Origin of the sequence: Citrobacter sp. Ce104 (assembly GCF_030334595.1) — a bacterium.
GTDB classification, from domain to species: Bacteria; Pseudomonadota; Gammaproteobacteria; order Enterobacterales; family Enterobacteriaceae; genus Citrobacter; species Citrobacter europaeus.
On sequence record NZ_JAOWDP010000049.1, the window covers coordinates 1 to 16,793 of the forward strand.

The 16,793-nt window shown below is 53.7% G+C and carries 14 protein-coding genes and 1 tRNA gene; 14 read left to right on the top strand and 1 reads right to left on the bottom strand.

What is annotated here, in order from left to right; genetic code table 11:
• A tRNA-Gly gene (locus OGW16_RS03905) sits at nt 1-76 on the top strand.
• A 270-nt stretch (nt 77-346) separates the two neighbouring features.
• On the opposite strand, the gene queG is transcribed toward OGW16_RS03905, so the two are convergent.
• On the bottom strand, nt 347-1,486 hold the full coding sequence (queG, locus tag OGW16_RS03910; RefSeq protein WP_087052279.1) for a tRNA epoxyqueuosine(34) reductase QueG: 1,140 nt from the start codon (nt 1,484-1,486) through the stop codon (nt 347-349).
• On the opposite strand from queG, the gene nnr reads away from it, so the two are divergent.
• The 13 genes from nnr (at nt 1,485) to rnr (ending at nt 16,772) form a co-directional block, all read left to right on the top strand.
• A complete protein-coding gene (nnr, locus tag OGW16_RS03915; RefSeq protein ID WP_286517931.1) occupies nt 1,485-3,032 on the top strand; it encodes a bifunctional ADP-dependent NAD(P)H-hydrate dehydratase/NAD(P)H-hydrate epimerase in 1,548 nt (515 codons plus the stop codon). The two genes, queG and nnr, sit on opposite strands and share 2 nt — an antisense overlap.
• Nucleotides 3,004-3,465, top strand: coding sequence for a tRNA (adenosine(37)-N6)-threonylcarbamoyltransferase complex ATPase subunit type 1 TsaE (gene tsaE / locus OGW16_RS03920; RefSeq protein WP_008786002.1), 462 nt, complete (start codon nt 3,004-3,006; stop codon nt 3,463-3,465). Before nnr ends, tsaE begins: the two co-directional genes overlap by 29 nt.
• 16 nt (nt 3,466-3,481) lie before the next feature.
• Complete coding sequence (amiB, locus tag OGW16_RS03925; RefSeq protein ID WP_047406733.1) at nt 3,482-4,813, top strand: N-acetylmuramoyl-L-alanine amidase AmiB; 1,332 nt, start codon at nt 3,482-3,484, stop codon at nt 4,811-4,813.
• A 9-nt stretch (nt 4,814-4,822) separates the two neighbouring features.
• Nucleotides 4,823-6,691: a DNA mismatch repair endonuclease MutL gene (gene mutL, locus OGW16_RS03930; RefSeq protein WP_043018170.1), complete on the top strand. Its 1,869-nt coding sequence runs from the start codon at nt 4,823-4,825 to the stop codon at nt 6,689-6,691.
• Nucleotides 6,684-7,634, top strand: a complete 951-nt coding sequence (gene miaA / locus OGW16_RS03935; RefSeq protein ID WP_043018171.1) for a tRNA (adenosine(37)-N6)-dimethylallyltransferase MiaA — start codon at nt 6,684-6,686, stop codon at nt 7,632-7,634. Before mutL ends, miaA begins: the two co-directional genes overlap by 8 nt.
• Before the next feature lie 84 nt (nt 7,635-7,718).
• The gene (gene hfq, locus OGW16_RS03940) at nt 7,719-8,027 is read left to right on the top strand and encodes an RNA chaperone Hfq (protein ID WP_003025584.1); all 309 of its coding nucleotides are present in this window, start codon (nt 7,719-7,721) and stop codon (nt 8,025-8,027) included.
• Between the two features lie 76 nt (nt 8,028-8,103).
• Nucleotides 8,104-9,384, top strand: coding sequence for a ribosome rescue GTPase HflX (gene hflX, locus OGW16_RS03945; protein WP_003025589.1), 1,281 nt, complete (start codon nt 8,104-8,106; stop codon nt 9,382-9,384).
• Nucleotides 9,385-9,571: 187 nt separating this feature from the next.
• On the top strand, nt 9,572-10,825 hold the full coding sequence (hflK, locus tag OGW16_RS03950) for an FtsH protease activity modulator HflK (protein WP_043018172.1): 1,254 nt from the start codon (nt 9,572-9,574) through the stop codon (nt 10,823-10,825).
• Between the two features lie 2 nt (nt 10,826-10,827).
• Nucleotides 10,828-11,832 carry a protease modulator HflC gene (gene hflC / locus OGW16_RS03955; RefSeq protein ID WP_003830491.1) on the top strand — a complete coding sequence of 335 codons (1,005 nt, stop codon included), beginning with the start codon at nt 10,828-10,830 and terminating at the stop codon, nt 11,830-11,832.
• 82 nt (nt 11,833-11,914) lie between these two features.
• The gene (locus OGW16_RS03960) at nt 11,915-12,112 is read left to right on the top strand and encodes a DUF2065 domain-containing protein (protein WP_043018173.1); all 198 of its coding nucleotides are present in this window, start codon (nt 11,915-11,917) and stop codon (nt 12,110-12,112) included.
• Between the two features lie 102 nt (nt 12,113-12,214).
• A complete protein-coding gene (purA, locus tag OGW16_RS03965) occupies nt 12,215-13,513 on the top strand; it encodes an adenylosuccinate synthase (protein WP_043018174.1) in 1,299 nt (432 codons plus the stop codon).
• A gap of 216 nt (nt 13,514-13,729) precedes the next feature.
• Nucleotides 13,730-14,155 carry a nitric oxide-sensing transcriptional repressor NsrR gene (gene nsrR, locus OGW16_RS03970; RefSeq protein ID WP_003025609.1) on the top strand — a complete coding sequence of 142 codons (426 nt, stop codon included), beginning with the start codon at nt 13,730-13,732 and terminating at the stop codon, nt 14,153-14,155.
• 154 nt (nt 14,156-14,309) lie between these two features.
• Entirely contained in the window at nt 14,310-16,772 is a 2,463-nt protein-coding gene (gene rnr, locus OGW16_RS03975; protein ID WP_200007935.1) for a ribonuclease R, read from the top strand.
• The last annotated feature ends 21 nt before the right edge of the window (nt 16,773-16,793 follow it).

Consider the following 16,793-nt stretch of genomic DNA (forward strand, 5'->3'; position numbering starts at 1 on the left):
GCGGGAATAGCTCAGTTGGTAGAGCACGACCTTGCCAAGGTCGGGGTCGCGAGTTCGAGTCTCGTTTCCCGCTCCAAATTCTTACCTCAATAAAAAATATCCACAACGAATAATCGCGTTGGGGACGTTTTGTTTCGTCATTGACATACTCTTGTAAACAGACTTATCCACAGGTTAGGGTATTATTCCTGGAATGCAAAAAACTTCGCTGGGTGAATAGTATCATTTTAACTGCTTGAAATTATGGGTTTAATTATCATTTCAAATTGTTAATGCGATCACTTGACGATTTTTTCCCTCTTGAATATCAATGTGTTTTTATTTTTATACACAAGCTGTGGATGACTTAAGCGTCGCGCGGTAGACCCTTTTCAATGACCCTGACCAAACGTTGTTTCTTCGGTAACTGCACCTCAACTACGCAGGCATTTCGCTTCTCGATTTGCTGAGCAACCGCCCAGTCTATGTGTTCGTCGAGAAGTGTGTACTCACCTCTGCGACTTTCCAGCGCGTGAATAACAGCGTCATCCCAGGGGGCATTACCCAACGCAACGGCGATATTTCGCAGCCAACGCAGGTGGCCAATACGACGAATGGCAGACCCCTCTGTGACTTTTAAAAACCACGCTTCGCTCCAGCTAAACAGCTCTATTAACTCTGGAGCATGAAGCTGCTTGCGCGGGCTGAAGTCATCCTCTGCCGTCAACTGCGAATAGCGATTCCACGGGCAAATAAGCTGGCAATCATCGCAGCCGTAAATTCGATTCCCCATCAAGGGACGAAATTCTTCCGGGATCGCGCCTTCCAGTTCGATCGTGAGATAAGAGATACAGCGGCGCGCATCCACCGTGTAGGGTTCAACGATGGCCCCGGTGGGACAGATGGTCATGCAGGCGACGCATTTCCCGCATCCTTCTTCTACTGGTTGGTCGACCGGCAAGGGTAAATCGATCAGTAATTCCCCGAGGAAGAAAAATGATCCGGCTTCACGATTGAGGATAAGTGAGTGCTTACCTGTCCAGCCAAGCCCGGCTTTTTCCGCTAACGGGCGCTCAAGAATGGGCGCAGAATCGACAAAAGGTCTAAAATTCAGCGAAACGCAGTGCTGTTGAATCATCTCCCCCAGCTTTTTTAAGCGGTTACGCAGCAGCTTGTGATAGTCGCGGCCAAGCGCATAACGGCTGACGTAACCCAGCGAAGGGTTTTTCAATGTGCTGGCAAAGGCCGCTTTGGCAGGAAGATAGTTCATACGTACGCTGATAACTCGTAGCGTACCGGGCAATAATTCGTGAGGTCGGGCGCGCATCATGCCGTGACGGGCCATCCAGTCCATCTCGCCGTGATAGTGTTTATCCAGCCAGGCCTGCAGTTTGGGTTCCGCTTCGCTGAGGTCGGTATCGGCAATACCGACCTGCTGAAAGCCAAGCTCCAGCCCCCACTGCTTAATATTTTGCGCTAACTGATTGAGATCGAGGGGCTCTGACATGACGGACCATACAATGAAGAAAAACCCCGCAAGTATACCACACTCCATCTGGCACGCCGATGACATCAGGCGGATGGAGCGAGAGGCGGCAGACAGTTTAGGGCTGACGTTGTACGAACTGATGCAACGGGCGGGAGAGGCGGCGTTTCAGGTCACCCGCGAGGCATATCCGAACGCCCGAAACTGGCTGGTGTTGTGTGGTCATGGCAACAACGGCGGAGATGGATACGTAGTGGCAAGGCTTGCCAAAGCGCAGGGTCTTGATGTTACGTTGCTGGCGCAGGAGAGCGATAAACCGCTCCCCGGGGAGGCGCAGCAGGCCCACGACGCCTGGCTTAACGCCGGTGGCGTCATTCATGCTGTAGATATCAACTGGCCAGATAGCGTGGACGTCATTATTGATGCGCTGTCAGGCACTGGCTTAAAACATGCGCCGCGAGAGTCCCTTTCGGCAGTGATCGAGCGTGCCAACAGCCATCCTGCTCCTGTTGTGGCGATAGACATTCCATCCGGTCTGCTGGCGCAAACAGGGGCGACGCCGGGAGCGGTCATCAACGCTGCGCACACCGTCACCTTTATTGCGCTCAAGCCAGGTCTGCTAACGGGTAAAGCGCGCGATGTCACCGGATGCCTGCATGTTAACGCACTCGGGCTGGATGACTGGCTGGCGGGGCAGAACGCGCCGCTGCAGCGTTTTGATGCTCAACAGCTTGCGCACTGGTTAACGCCGCGTCGACCCACCTCGCATAAAGGCTCCCACGGTCGGCTGGTGATTATCGGCGGTGACCACGGTACGGCAGGCGCAATACGCATGGCCGGTGAAGCGGCGCTGCGTGCAGGAGCCGGGCTGGTCAAAGTGCTGACCCGCAGTGAAAACATTGCGCCTATTCTGACTGCCAGGCCGGAACTGATGGTTGATGCGCTGACGCCGCAGACGCTGGAAGAGAGCCTGGCATGGGCGGATGTTGTGGTGATAGGGCCTGGGCTTGGTCAGCAGGAGTGGGGTAAAAAAGCGCTGCAAAAGGTCGAGAATTTTCGCAAACCGATGCTCTGGGATGCGGATGCGCTGAACCTGCTGGCAATCAATCCCGATAAACGTCACAATCGCGTGATCACGCCGCATCCGGGTGAAGCCGCGCGACTGCTGGGCTGTTCCATTGCAGAAATTGAAGACGATCGCTTACTTTGTGCACAACGTCTGGTAAAACGGTACGGAGGCGTCGTGGTGCTGAAAGGCGCGGGTACGGTTGTTGCCGCTGAACAGGCTGAGTTGGGTATTATTGATACCGGCAATGCAGGAATGGCCAGCGGCGGAATGGGTGATGTGCTTTCCGGTATTATTGGCGCATTGCTCGGACAGAAGCTTACCCCGTATGATGCAGCATGTGCGGGATGTGTTGCGCACGGTGCGGCGGCGGATGTACTGGCGGCGCGTTTTGGTACGCGCGGCATGCTGGCGACAGATCTCTTTACCACGCTACAGCGTATTGTTAACCCTGATGTGATTGACGTTTATCATGATGAATCGAGTAATTCCACTACCTGATGAGCAGGCGACTTTAGACCTGGGACTGCGGGTAGCTAAAGCCTGTGATGGCGCGACGGTAATTTATTTGTACGGCGACCTGGGGGCGGGTAAAACCACTTTCAGCCGGGGATTCCTGCAAGCGTTAGGTCATAAAGGTAATGTAAAAAGCCCCACCTACACGCTGGTTGAACCCTATTCGCTCGATAACTTGATGGTATATCACTTCGATCTGTACCGACTTGCGGACCCGGAGGAGCTGGAGTTTATGGGGATCCGCGATTATTTTGCCAATGATGCCATCTGCCTGGTGGAATGGCCGCAACAAGGTAAAGGTGTACTGCCAGACCCGGACGTCGAAATACACATTGAATACCAGGCGCAAGGTCGAGAGGCGCGCGTAAGCGCAGTCTCCTCATCGGGTGATTTATTGCTGGCGCGTTTAGCCGATTAACCTTAAGGGTGGCGGGATGATTTATCGCATCAGAAACTGGCTGATGGCAACCTTGGTCCTGCTGTGCGCGCAGGCAGGGGCTGCCAGCCTCTCCGATCTTCAGGTATCTAATGGCGATCAACAGGCGCGGATTACGCTGAGCTTTATTGGCGATCCTGAATACGCCGTTTCCCAGGACGGGAAACGAACCGTCGCGCTGGATATTAAACAAACCGGTGTGATTCAGGGATTACCGCTGCTGTTTAGCGGCAATAATCTGGTGAAATCTATCCGTTCCGGCACGCCAAAGGATGCGCAGTCTCTGCGCCTGGTGGTGGATTTAACCGAGAATGGCAAAGCCGATGCCGTAAAACGCCAGAACGGCGGCAATTATACCGTCGTGTTTACCATCAAGGCTGATGCGCCGCCGCCGCCGCCTCCACCGCCAGTGGTTGCGAAGCGTGTTGAGGCGCCCGTTATCGCCACGCGTCCTGCCGAGCCTGCGCGTAACCCGTTTAAAGCGGAAAACGATCGCACTACCGTGGTGACCAACAGTAATACCTCCACACGACCTGCGGCGCGCGCCAGCACAGGTAGCGGCGAAAAAGTGGTTATCGCTATTGATGCCGGTCACGGTGGACAGGATCCTGGCGCTATTGGTCCTGGCGGCACGCGTGAGAAAAACGTCACGATTGCCGTGGCGCGCAAACTGCGCAGTTTGCTCAATGATGATCCGATGTTTAAAGGCGTACTCACCCGTGATGGTGATTACTTTATCTCGGTGATGGGGCGTTCAGACGTCGCGCGTAAACAAAACGCTAATTTCCTGGTCTCTATTCATGCGGATGCCGCGCCAAACCGGGATGCCACAGGCGCTTCCGTTTGGGTATTGTCAAACCGTCGGGCAAACAGTGAGATGGCCGGCTGGCTGGAACAGCACGAGAAGCAATCGGAGCTGTTGGGCGGGGCGGGCGATGTGCTGGCAAACAGCCAGTCCGATCCTTATCTCAGCCAGGCCGTTCTGGATCTGCAGTTCGGTCATTCGCAACGCGTCGGGTATGATGTGGCGACCAGCATGATCGGCCAGTTAGAACGTATTGGCTCGATGCATAAGCGTCGCCCGGAACACGCCAGCCTTGGGGTATTACGTTCGCCTGATATCCCGTCAGTACTGGTCGAAACCGGTTTTATCAGTAACAACAGCGAAGAGCGTCTGTTGGCGAGTGATGACTACCAGCAGCAACTGGCCGAGGCAATTTACAAAGGATTGCGTAACTATTTCCAGGCGCACCCGATGCAAAGCGGGCCGCAGGGCGCACCGGCGCAAACCGCCAGTGCGGTATCACCTGGTAACACGTTAACAAATTAAGGATTAGCCATGCCGATTCAGGTTCTACCGCCACAGTTGGCGAACCAGATTGCCGCAGGCGAGGTGGTAGAACGGCCTGCGTCAGTGGTGAAAGAGCTGGTGGAAAACAGTATCGATGCCGGTGCGACGCGCATTGATATTGATATTGAGCGCGGCGGCGCGAAGCTTATCCGTATTCGTGACAACGGTTGCGGGATTAAAAAAGACGAGCTGGCGCTGGCTCTGGCGCGTCATGCCACCAGTAAAATTTCTTCGCTTGACGATCTTGAGGCTATCGTAAGCCTCGGGTTTCGCGGCGAAGCGCTGGCCAGTATCAGCTCCGTTTCTCGTTTAACCCTGACGTCACGGACGCAAGAACAACCCGAAGCCTGGCAAGCCTATGCCGAAGGGCGCGACATGGATGTGACGGTCAAACCTGCCGCGCATCCGGTGGGAACCACGCTGGAGGTGTTAGATCTGTTCTACAACACCCCGGCACGGCGCAAGTTTATGCGCACCGAGAAAACCGAATTTAATCATATCGATGAGATTATCCGCCGCATCGCGCTGGCGCGTTTTGATGTGACGATTAATTTGTCCCACAACGGCAAAGCGGTGCGCCAGTATCGCGCAGTGGCTGCGGATGGGCAGAAAGAGCGCCGACTGGGCGCGATTTGCGGTACGCCGTTTCTGGAACATGCGCTGGCGATTGAATGGCAGCATGGCGATTTAACGCTGCGCGGCTGGGTGGCCGATCCTAATCATACGACGGCGGCGCTGGCGGAAATCCAGTATTGCTATGTGAATGGTCGAATGATGCGCGACCGCCTGATCAACCATGCTATCCGTCAGGCCTGTGAAGATAAGCTGGGGGCCGATCAGCAGCCCGCTTTTGTGCTGTATCTGGAAATCGACCCACATCAGGTGGATGTTAACGTACATCCCGCCAAACATGAGGTCCGTTTTCATCAATCTCGCCTGGTGCACGATTTTATTTACCAGGGCGTGTTGAGCGTCCTACAGCAGCAGCTTGAAACGCCGCTGTCGTTGGCTGACGACGACGAGCCCGCCCCAAGGCACATCCCGGAAAACCGCGTTGCTGCCGGACGTAACCATTTTGCCGATCCGGCTCCCGCGCGTGAACCTGCGACACCGCGGTACTCAGCATCCGCTGGCGCTGGAAGCGGCAGCAGTGGTGGGCGTCAGGCGGGGGCCGGTTGGCCTCATGCCCAACCTGGATATCAAAAGCAGCAGGGTGAGATTTATCAGCAACTGCTGCAGACGCCGGTTCCGCCGCGTAAAACGCCGGCCACTGAAACGCCATCGGCACCTCTGAGTGGCAACGGCCAGGGCTTTGGGCGAGTGTTAACGATTGTCGGTACGGACTGCGCGTTGCTTGAGTGCGATGGCCAGATTCGGTTGCTGGCATTACCAGTGGCGGAACGTTGGCTACGTCAGGCGCAGTTAACGCCGGGCGAGGGAGGCGTTTGCGCCCAGCCGTTGCTGATCCCTTTACGTCTAAAAGTGACCGCTGATGAAAAAGCGGCCCTGCAAAAAGGGCAGAGCCAACTGGCTGAATTGGGCATTGAATTTCAACTGGATGCGCAGCATGTGACCATCCGGGCGGTGCCTTTACCCTTACGCCAACAAAATTTACAAATCTTGATTCCTGAACTGATAGGCTACCTGGCGCAGCAGTCCGTATTCGAACCGGGCAATATTGCACAGTGGATTGCACGTAACCTGATTAGCGAGCATCCGCAGTGGAGCATGGCTCAGGCGATTACGCTGTTAGCGGATGTTGAGCGGCTCTGCCCACAACTCGTGAAGGCACCGCCGGGTGGTCTGTTACAATCTGTTGATTTACATTCGGTAATGAATGCCCTGAAACATGAGTGATACCCGTAAGGCGAGCCTGCCAAAGGCGATTTTTTTGATGGGGCCAACGGCCTCCGGTAAAACGGCTCTCGCAATTGAATTGCGTAAAGTTTTGCCCATAGAGTTGATAAGCGTTGATTCCGCCCTTATTTACAAGGGGATGGATATCGGTACTGCCAAGCCTGATGCAGATGAATTACAGGCCGCGCCGCACCGATTGCTGGATATCCGCGATCCGTCGCAAGCGTACTCCGCCGCTGATTTTCGCCGCGATGCGTTAGCCGAGATGGCCGATATCACCGCTGCGGGGCGTATCCCGCTGCTGGTGGGCGGCACAATGTTATATTTCAAAGCCTTGCTTGAAGGGCTGTCGCCGTTACCGTCGGCGGACCCGCAAGTCAGGGCCAGAATTGAGCAGCAGGCGGCAGAGCTCGGGTGGGACGCGTTACACCGACAGCTTCAGGAAATCGATCCGGTGGCTGCGGCGCGTATTCATCCAAATGATCCGCAAAGACTTTCCCGGGCACTGGAAGTTTTTTTCATTTCGGGTAAAACTTTAACGGAGCTGACGCAAACGTCAGGAGATGCTTTGCCGTATCAGGTGCATCAGTTTGCAATCGCCCCGGCGAGCCGTGAACTGCTCCATCAGCGAATTGAGCAGCGTTTTCATCAGATGTTGGCTTCAGGTTTTGAAGCAGAAGTCCGGGCGCTTTTTGCCCGTGGAGATTTGCATACGGATTTGCCTTCCATTCGTTGTGTAGGGTATCGCCAGATGTGGTCATACATTGAAGGCGAAATTTCATACGATGAAATGGTTTATAGAGGTGTTTGCGCCACGAGGCAGTTGGCGAAGCGACAGGTAACCTGGTTGCGTGGTTGGGAAGGGGTGCACTGGCTTGACAGTGAAAAGCCTGACCAGGCGCGAAACGAAGTATTACAGGTTGTTGGTGCTATCGCGAACTGAATGTGTACAATTGAAACGTATCGTGCGCAATTTTTCAGAATCGAAAGGTTCAAAGTACAAATAAGCATATAAGGAAAAGAGAGAATGGCTAAGGGGCAATCTTTACAAGATCCGTTCCTGAACGCACTGCGTCGGGAACGTGTTCCAGTTTCTATTTATTTGGTGAATGGTATTAAGCTGCAAGGTCAAATCGAGTCTTTTGATCAGTTCGTGATCCTGTTGAAAAACACGGTCAGCCAGATGGTTTATAAGCACGCGATTTCTACTGTTGTCCCGTCTCGCCCGGTTTCTCATCACAGCAATAATGCCACCGGCGGCACTGGCAGCAACTACCATCACGGTAGCAACGCGCAAGGTTCATCTGCGCAACAGGACAGCGAAGAAACCGAATAAGGTTGTTAGCTGTTTTACCCACGGGGAGCCAGCGATCCTGCGTTCCCCGTTGATATATATATTAAGGGGTTGACGCTTGTTTGACCGTTATGATGCCGGTGAGCAGGCGGTACTGGTACACATCTATTTTTCGCAAGACAAAGATATGGAAGACCTCCAGGAGTTTGAATCTCTGGTTTCTTCCGCCGGTGTCGAAGCAATGCAGGTGATTACCGGGAGCCGTAAAGCACCGCACCCGAAGTATTTTGTTGGTGAAGGTAAGGCAATCGAAATTGCCGAAGCCGTAAAAGCGACTGGCGCTGCGGTGGTGATTTTTGATCATGCTCTAAGCCCCGCCCAGGAACGTAACCTGGAACAATTATGCCAGTGTCTTGTTATCGACAGGACCGGTCTTATTTTAGATATTTTTGCCCAGCGTGCGCGCACCCATGAGGGTAAATTGCAGGTTGAGCTGGCGCAGTTGCGCCATATGGCTACGCGTCTGGTCCGTGGCTGGACCCACCTTGAAAGGCAAAAGGGCGGGATTGGTTTGCGCGGTCCGGGTGAAACCCAGCTCGAAACCGACCGTCGTTTGCTGCGTAATCGCATTTTGCAAATACAGTCGCGCCTGGAAAAAGTTGAAAAGCAACGTGAGCAGGGGCGGCAGTCGCGCAAGAAAGCGGATGTCCCAACCGTATCACTGGTGGGATATACCAACGCCGGAAAATCCACCCTGTTCAACCAGATCACCGAAGCCCGGGTTTACGCAGCGGACCAGCTGTTTGCGACCCTGGATCCAACGCTGCGCCGCATAGACGTAGCGGACGTTGGTGAAACCGTGCTGGCGGATACCGTAGGGTTTATCCGCCATTTGCCGCACGACCTGGTGGCGGCATTTAAAGCCACCCTGCAGGAAACACGTCAGGCGACATTGCTGCTGCACGTTATTGATGCTGCAGATTTTCGTGTGCAGGAAAACATCGAGGCCGTCGACACGGTGCTCGAAGAGATCGATGCACATGAGATCCCGACCCTGCTGGTGATGAATAAAATCGATATGCTGGATGATTTTGAACCGCGTATTGACAGAGATGAAGAGAATAAACCCATTCGCGTTTGGGTTTCAGCGCAAACGGGTATTGGCATACCACAGCTTTTTCAGGCTTTGACAGAGCGTCTTTCCGGTGAGGTTGCGCAGCATACGTTGCGTTTGCCGCCGCAGGAAGGGCGTCTGAGAAGCCGGTTTTACCAACTTCAGGCAATAGAAAAAGAGTGGATGGAGGAAGACGGTAGCGTAGGTCTGCAAGTACGTATGCCGATCGTAGACTGGCGTCGCCTCTGTAAACAAGAACCGGCACTGGAAGACTATGTTGTCTGACCTGACGGATATGGCCTGAAGATTTTTTCGCCTCTATTCCTTGTGGTTTTGTGCGGCAGGAAGGCGGCAAGTTCTGAAATATCCCGAAGCATAATCAACTATGTGACGGGAGTGAGGAACATAGCCAACGCATCTGCAGCGCAAAAGACGCAGGTATAGCATCGCATAACAAATATGGAGCACAAACATGGCGTGGAATCAGCCCGGTAATAACGGACAAGACCGCGACCCGTGGGGAAGCAGCAAACCTGGCGGCAACCCTGAGGGAAATGGAAACAAAGGCGGTCGCGATCAGGGACCTCCCGATCTGGATGATATTTTCCGTAAACTGAGTAAAAAACTCGGTGGTCTGGGTGGCGGTAAAGGTACGGGTTCCGGCGGCGGTAGTTCATCGCAAGGTCCGCGTCCGCAACTGGGTGGTCGAGTCTTTACTATCGCAGCGGCAGCTATTGTCATTATCTGGGCGGCCAGCGGTTTCTACACCATTAAAGAAGCGGAACGCGGCGTGGTGACACGCTTCGGTAAATTCAGCCATTTGGTTGAACCGGGTCTGAACTGGAAACCGACCTTTATCGACGAAGTGACTCCGGTCAACGTGGAAGCCGTGCGTGAACTTGCCGCATCCGGCGTCATGCTGACCTCTGACGAAAACGTCGTGCGCGTAGAAATGAACGTGCAGTACCGCGTGACCGATCCGCAGCGTTACCTGTTTAGCGTAACCAGCGCGGATGACAGTCTGCGTCAGGCTACCGACAGCGCCCTGCGCGGGGTTATCGGTAAATACACCATGGACCGTATCCTGACCGAAGGGCGTACCGTTATTCGTAGCGATACCCAGCGTGAACTGGAAGAAACGATCCGCCCGTACAACATGGGGATCACTCTGCTGGACGTCAACTTCCAGGCAGCACGTCCGCCGGAAGAAGTAAAAGCCGCGTTTGACGATGCCATTGCCGCACGTGAAAACGAGCAGCAGTACATCCGTGAAGCAGAAGCGTACACCAACGAAGTTCAGCCGCGTGCTAACGGTCAGGCGCAGCGTATTCTGGAAGAAGCGCGCGCTTACAAAACGCAAACCATCCTGGAAGCTCAGGGTGAAGTGGCTCGCTTCGCAAAAATTCTGCCGGAATATAAAGCCGCACCGCAAATTACTCGCGAGCGTCTGTATATCGAAACCATGGAAAAAGTGCTGAGCAATACCCGCAAAGTCCTGGTTAACGATAAGGGTAGCAATCTGATGGTTCTGCCGCTGGATCAAATGCTGAAAGGCGGTAGTGCGCCAGCAGCCAAGAGCGACAGCAGTTCAAACCTGCTGCGTTTGCCGCCAGCAACGACTTCCGGCTCTGGAGCAAGCAACACTTCGTCCACCAGTCAGGGCGATATTATGGACCAACGCCGCGCGAACGCGCAGCGTAACGACTACCAGCGTCAGGGGGAATAACGATGCGTAAGTCAGTTATTGCGATTATCATCATCGTTCTGGTAGTTCTGTTCATGTCCGTCTTTGTGGTCAAAGAAGGCGAGCGCGGGATTACTCTGCGCTTTGGTAAAGTTCTGCGTGACGATGAAAACAAGCCGCTGGTCGTTGCACCAGGCCTGCACTTCAAGATTCCGTTTATTGAATCTGTGAAGATGCTGGATGCGCGTATTCAGACCATGGACAATCAGGCCGATCGCTTTGTTACCAAAGAGAAGAAAGATCTGATCGTTGACTCCTACATTAAGTGGCGCATCAGTGACTTTAGCCGTTACTACCTGGCAACGGGCGGTGGCGATGTTTCTCAGGCTGAAGTCCTGCTGAAACGTAAGTTCTCTGACCGTCTGCGTTCTGAAATTGGTCGTCTGGACGTCAAAGACATCGTTACCGACTCCCGCGGTCGTCTGACCCTGGAAGTGCGTGACGCGCTGAACTCCGGTTCTGCGGGCACGGAAGATGAAGTCGCGACGCCGGCGGCAGATAGCGCGATTGCCGAAGCGGCTGAGCGTGTTCAGGCTGAAACGAACGGTAAAGTACCGGTCATCAACCCGAACAGTATGGCGGCATTGGGCATCGAAGTGGTTGACGTGCGTATTAAGCAAATCAACCTGCCTGCTGAAGTATCTGAGGCTATCTACAACCGTATGCGCGCTGAGCGTGAAGCGGTAGCGCGTCGCCATCGTTCACAAGGTCAGGAAGAAGCGGAAAAACTGCGTGCAACGGCGGACTATGAAGTGACTAAAACGCTGGCAGAATCTGAGCGTCAAGGCCGCATCATGCGCGGTGAAGGCGATGCGGAAGCGGCTAAACTGTTTGCCGATGCGTTCAGTCAGGATCCTGACTTCTACGCCTTCATCCGTAGCCTGCGTGCTTACGAGAAGAGCTTCGAAGGCAACCAGGACGTGATGGTCATGAGCCCGGACAGCGATTTCTTCCGCTACATGAAGACACCGAATACCGCAACACGCTAAGAGCAGTCCAGCGGTTTTAAAGCAGCAAAACCACCGGCATCTCCAGGGATGCGGTGGTTTTCTTTTTATTTAAGGGCGATGGATGAATTCAACAATTTTGCTGGCGCTTGCGTTGGTTTTGGTCCTTGAAGGCCTGGGGCCGATGCTTTATCCCAATGCGTGGAAGAAAATGATCTCCGCGATGGCCCAGCTTCCAGAAAATACTTTGCGTCGTTTTGGTGGAGGTCTTGTGGTTGCGGGCGTTGTGGTCTACTACATGTTGAGGAAAACGATTGGCTGATCAATAAGTAGCCTATTTTGCGGATTTTCGCATGCAAAAAGTGCTGTATATCTGAAAAAGCGGTGGTAGAATCCATTTTTAAGCAAACGGTGATTTTGAAAAATGGGTAACAACGTCGTCGTACTGGGCACCCAATGGGGTGACGAAGGTAAAGGGAAGATTGTTGATCTTCTGACTGAACGGGCTAAATATGTTGTGCGCTACCAGGGTGGACACAACGCAGGCCATACTCTCGTAATCAACGGTGAAAAAACCGTCCTCCATCTTATTCCATCAGGTATTCTTCGCGAGAATGTCATCAGCATCATCGGTAACGGTGTTGTACTGTCTCCGTCCGCGCTGATGAAAGAAATGAAAGGACTGGAAGATCGTGGTATCCCGGTTCGCGAGCGCCTGCTGTTGTCTGAAGCTTGTCCGCTGATCCTTGATTATCACGTTGCGTTGGATAACGCTCGTGAGAAAGCGCGTGGCGAGAAAGCGATCGGTACTACCGGTCGTGGTATCGGTCCGGCTTATGAAGACAAAGTAGCTCGTCGCGGTCTGCGCGTTGGCGATCTGTTTGATAAAGCAACCTTCGCTGAAAAACTGAAAGAAGTGATGGAATATCACAACTTCCAGCTGGTGAATTTCTATAAAGTTGAAGCAGTTGACTACCAGAAAGTGCTGGATGATGTAATGGCGATTGCCGACATCCTGACCGCTATGGTTGTTGATGTTTCCGATCTGCTGGACCAGGCGCGTAAGCGTGGCGATTTCGTCATGTTCGAAGGCGCGCAGGGTACCCTGCTGGATATCGACCATGGTACCTATCCGTACGTAACGTCTTCCAACACCACCGCGGGTGGCGTGGCGACCGGCTCCGGCCTGGGCCCGCGTTATGTGGACTACGTTCTGGGTATCATCAAAGCTTACTCTACTCGTGTCGGTGCGGGTCCATTCCCGACTGAGCTGTTTGATGACGTTGGCGAGTTCCTGTGCAAACAAGGTAACGAGTATGGCGCGACCACCGGTCGTCGTCGTCGTACCGGTTGGCTGGACTCCGTGGCCGTACGCCGTGCAGTACAGATTAACTCCCTGTCTGGCTTCTGCCTGACCAAACTGGACGTACTGGACGGTTTGAAAGAGGTGAAAATCTGTGTCGCTTACCGTATGCCGGATGGCCGTGAAGTAACGACTACTCCGCTGGCAGCTGACGACTGGAAAGGTATCGAGCCGATTTACGAAACCATGCCGGGCTGGTCTGAATCTACCTTCGGCGTGAAGGAGCGTAGCGGTCTGCCGCAGGCAGCACTGAACTACATCAAGCGTATTGAAGAACTGACCGGTGTGCCGATTGATATTATCTCAACTGGCCCAGACCGTACTGAAACCATGATCCTGCGCGACCCGTTCGACGCATAATTCTGGTTATAGCGTAGCGTCAAACGGCGCTGCGCTTGCACTAATTTAGGCCGGATGAGGCGTTTTGCATCAGAATCCGGCTTAAAATCACGTAAGTTCCTCGCTTTTTTCCTTCCCGAACTGAAATAAATTAGCGACCTGGCTGGTGGCTGGTTTATCATCAATGTAATTAATACCACCAGGTTTATCCGTTTTATCCCTTTTCCTGAGGTTGATGTGCAGTTAACAAGTTTCACCGATTACGGATTACGTGCGCTAATCTACATGGCGTCACTTCCCGAAGGACGTATGACCAGTATTTCTGAGGTGACAGAAGTCTACGGCGTGTCCCGTAATCATATGGTCAAAATAATCAATCAACTTAGCCGGGCGGGCTTTGTTACTGCTATTCGAGGAAAAAATGGCGGTATCCGCCTGGGTAAACCCGCTAAGGATATTGGTATTGGTGATGTGGTTCGCGAGCTGGAACCCTTATCGTTGGTCAACTGTAGCAGCGAGTTTTGCCACATTACCCCGGCCTGTCGACTCAAACAGGCGCTTTCTAAAGCAGTGCAAAGTTTTCTCACGGAACTGGACAACTACACACTTGCTGATTTGGTTGAAGAGAATCAACCGCTTTATAAATTATTGCTGGTGGAGTAATGAAGTCCAAAGTATTTCGCGTCGCATCGCGGCGGCAACTGAGCGACCCCAGGAGCTTACAAAAGTAAGTGACTGAGGGGAGCAAAGGCAGCCAACAAAGAGGCGTCGTGAAAGACGAAGGAATTCCATCAGAGATGACAATGGAGGAACCTCGATGTCACAAGATCCTTTCCAGGAACGCGAAGCTGAAAAATACGCGAACCCTATCCCGAGCCGGGAATTTATCCTCGAACATTTAACTAAACGTGAAAAACCGGCCAACCGCGATGAGCTGGCCGCTGAACTCAACATTGAAGGTGAAGAACAGCAAGAAGCGCTGCGTCGCCGTCTGCGCGCGATGGAGCGTGACGGACAACTGGTCTTCACCCGTCGTCAGTGCTACGCGCTGCCGGAACGTCTCGACCTGCTGAAAGGTACCGTTATTGGCCACCGTGATGGCTACGGCTTTCTGCGCGTTGAAGGCCGCAAAGATGACCTGTACCTGTCCAGTGAGCAGATGAAAACCTGCATACATGGCGATCAGGTGCTGGCGCAGCCGTTGGGCGCGGACCGTAAAGGTCGTCGCGAAGCGCGTATTGTGCGCGTATTGGTGCCGAAAACCAGCCAGATTGTGGGTCGCTACTTCACCGACGCTGGCGTCGGGTTTGTCGTTCCTGACGACAGCCGCCTGAGTTTCGATATCCTGATCCCACCTGAAGAAGTGATGGGCGCTCGCATGGGCTTTGTGGTCGTGGTTGAGCTGACCCAGCGTCCGACTCGTCGCACCAAAGCGGTGGGTAAAATTGTTGAAGTGCTGGGCGACAACATGGGAACCAGCATGGCCGTGGATATGGCACTGCGTACCCATGAAATCCCGTATATCTGGCCTCAGGCGGTTGAAAAGCAGGTCGCCGGGCTGAAAGAAGAAGTGCCGGAAGAGGCAAAAGTCGGGCGTGTCGATCTGCGCTCCCTGCCGCTGGTTACTATCGATGGCGAAGATGCGCGTGACTTTGACGATGCGGTCTACTGCGAGAAGAAACGCGGCGGCGGCTGGCGTTTATGGGTAGCGATTGCTGACGTAAGCTATTACGTTCGTCCGCCGACTCCGCTGGATCAGGAAGCGCGTAGCCGTGGCACATCTGTTTATTTCCCGTCGCAGGTTGTTCCAATGCTGCCGGAAGTGCTGTCTAACGGATTGTGTTCGCTCAACCCGCAGGTGGACAGGTTGTGTATGGTCTGTGAAATGACCATTTCGTCGAAAGGCCGCTTAACCGGCTTTAAATTCTACGAAGCGGTAATGAGCTCCCATGCGCGTCTGACTTACACCAAAGTCTGGCATATGCTGCAAGGCGATCAGGAGCTGCGTGAACAGTACGCGCCGTTGGTTAAACACATTGAAGAGCTGCATAACCTCTACAAAGTACTGGATAAAGCCCGTGAAGAGCGCGGCGGTATCTCGTTTGAGAGTGAGGAAGCGAAGTTTATCTTCAATGCTGAACGCCGTATTGAGCGTATCGAGCAGACGCAGCGTAACGACGCGCACAAGCTGATTGAAGAGTGCATGATCATGGCGAACATCTCCGCGGCGCGATTCGTTGAGAAAGCCAAGGAGCCGGCGCTGTTCCGTATTCATGATAAGCCGACGACCGAAGCGATTAACTCGTTCCGTTCGGTGCTGGCGGAACTGGGACTGGAGCTGCCTGGCGGCAATAAACCTGAACCGCGTGATTATGCTGAACTGCTTGAGTCGATTGCTGACCGCCCTGACGCTGAAATGCTGCAGACTATGCTGCTACGTTCGATGAAGCAGGCTATTTACGATCCGGAAAACCGCGGGCACTTTGGTCTGGCGCTGCAATCTTATGCGCACTTTACCTCACCAATCCGTCGTTATCCGGACCTCTCCTTGCACCGGGCGATTAAGTATCTGCTGGCGCAGGAGCAGGGCCATAAAGGTAACACCACGGAAACCGGTGGCTACCATTATTCGATGGAAGAGATGCTGCAACTGGGTCAGCACTGTTCGATGGCCGAGCGCCGTGCGGACGAAGCGACGCGCGACGTTTCTGATTGGCTGAAGTGCGACTTCATGCTGGATCAGGTAGGGAATGTCTTCAAAGGCGTGATCGCCAGCGTGACCGGGTTTGGCTTCTTTGTCCGTCTTGATGAGCTGTTTATCGACGGTCTGGTGCATGTCTCCTCGCTGGATAACGACTACTATCGTTTTGACCAGGTTGGGCAGCGACTGACGGGGGAATCCAGCGGTCAAATGTATCGCCTGGGCGATCGCGTGGAAGTTCGCGTGGAAGCGGTTAACATGGACGAGCGTAAAATCGACTTCAGTTTGATCTCCAGCGAACGTGCGCCGCGCAATGAAGGTAAAACCGCGCGTGAAAAAGCGAAAAAAGGCGATGCAGGTAAAAATACTGGTAAACGTCGTCAGATGGGCAAAAAGGTGAATTTCGAGCCGGACAGCGCTTTCCGCGGCGAGAAGAAAGGCAGAGCCAAACCTCAGCCGGATAAGAATGCGGCTGAGAAGAAAGGCGACAAAAAAGCGAAAAAGCCATCGGCTAAAACGCTTAAAATCGCTGCCGCCACCAAAGCTAAACGTGCGGCGAAAAAGAAAATCGCACAGTAACAGCCATAAACAGTAAGCCGG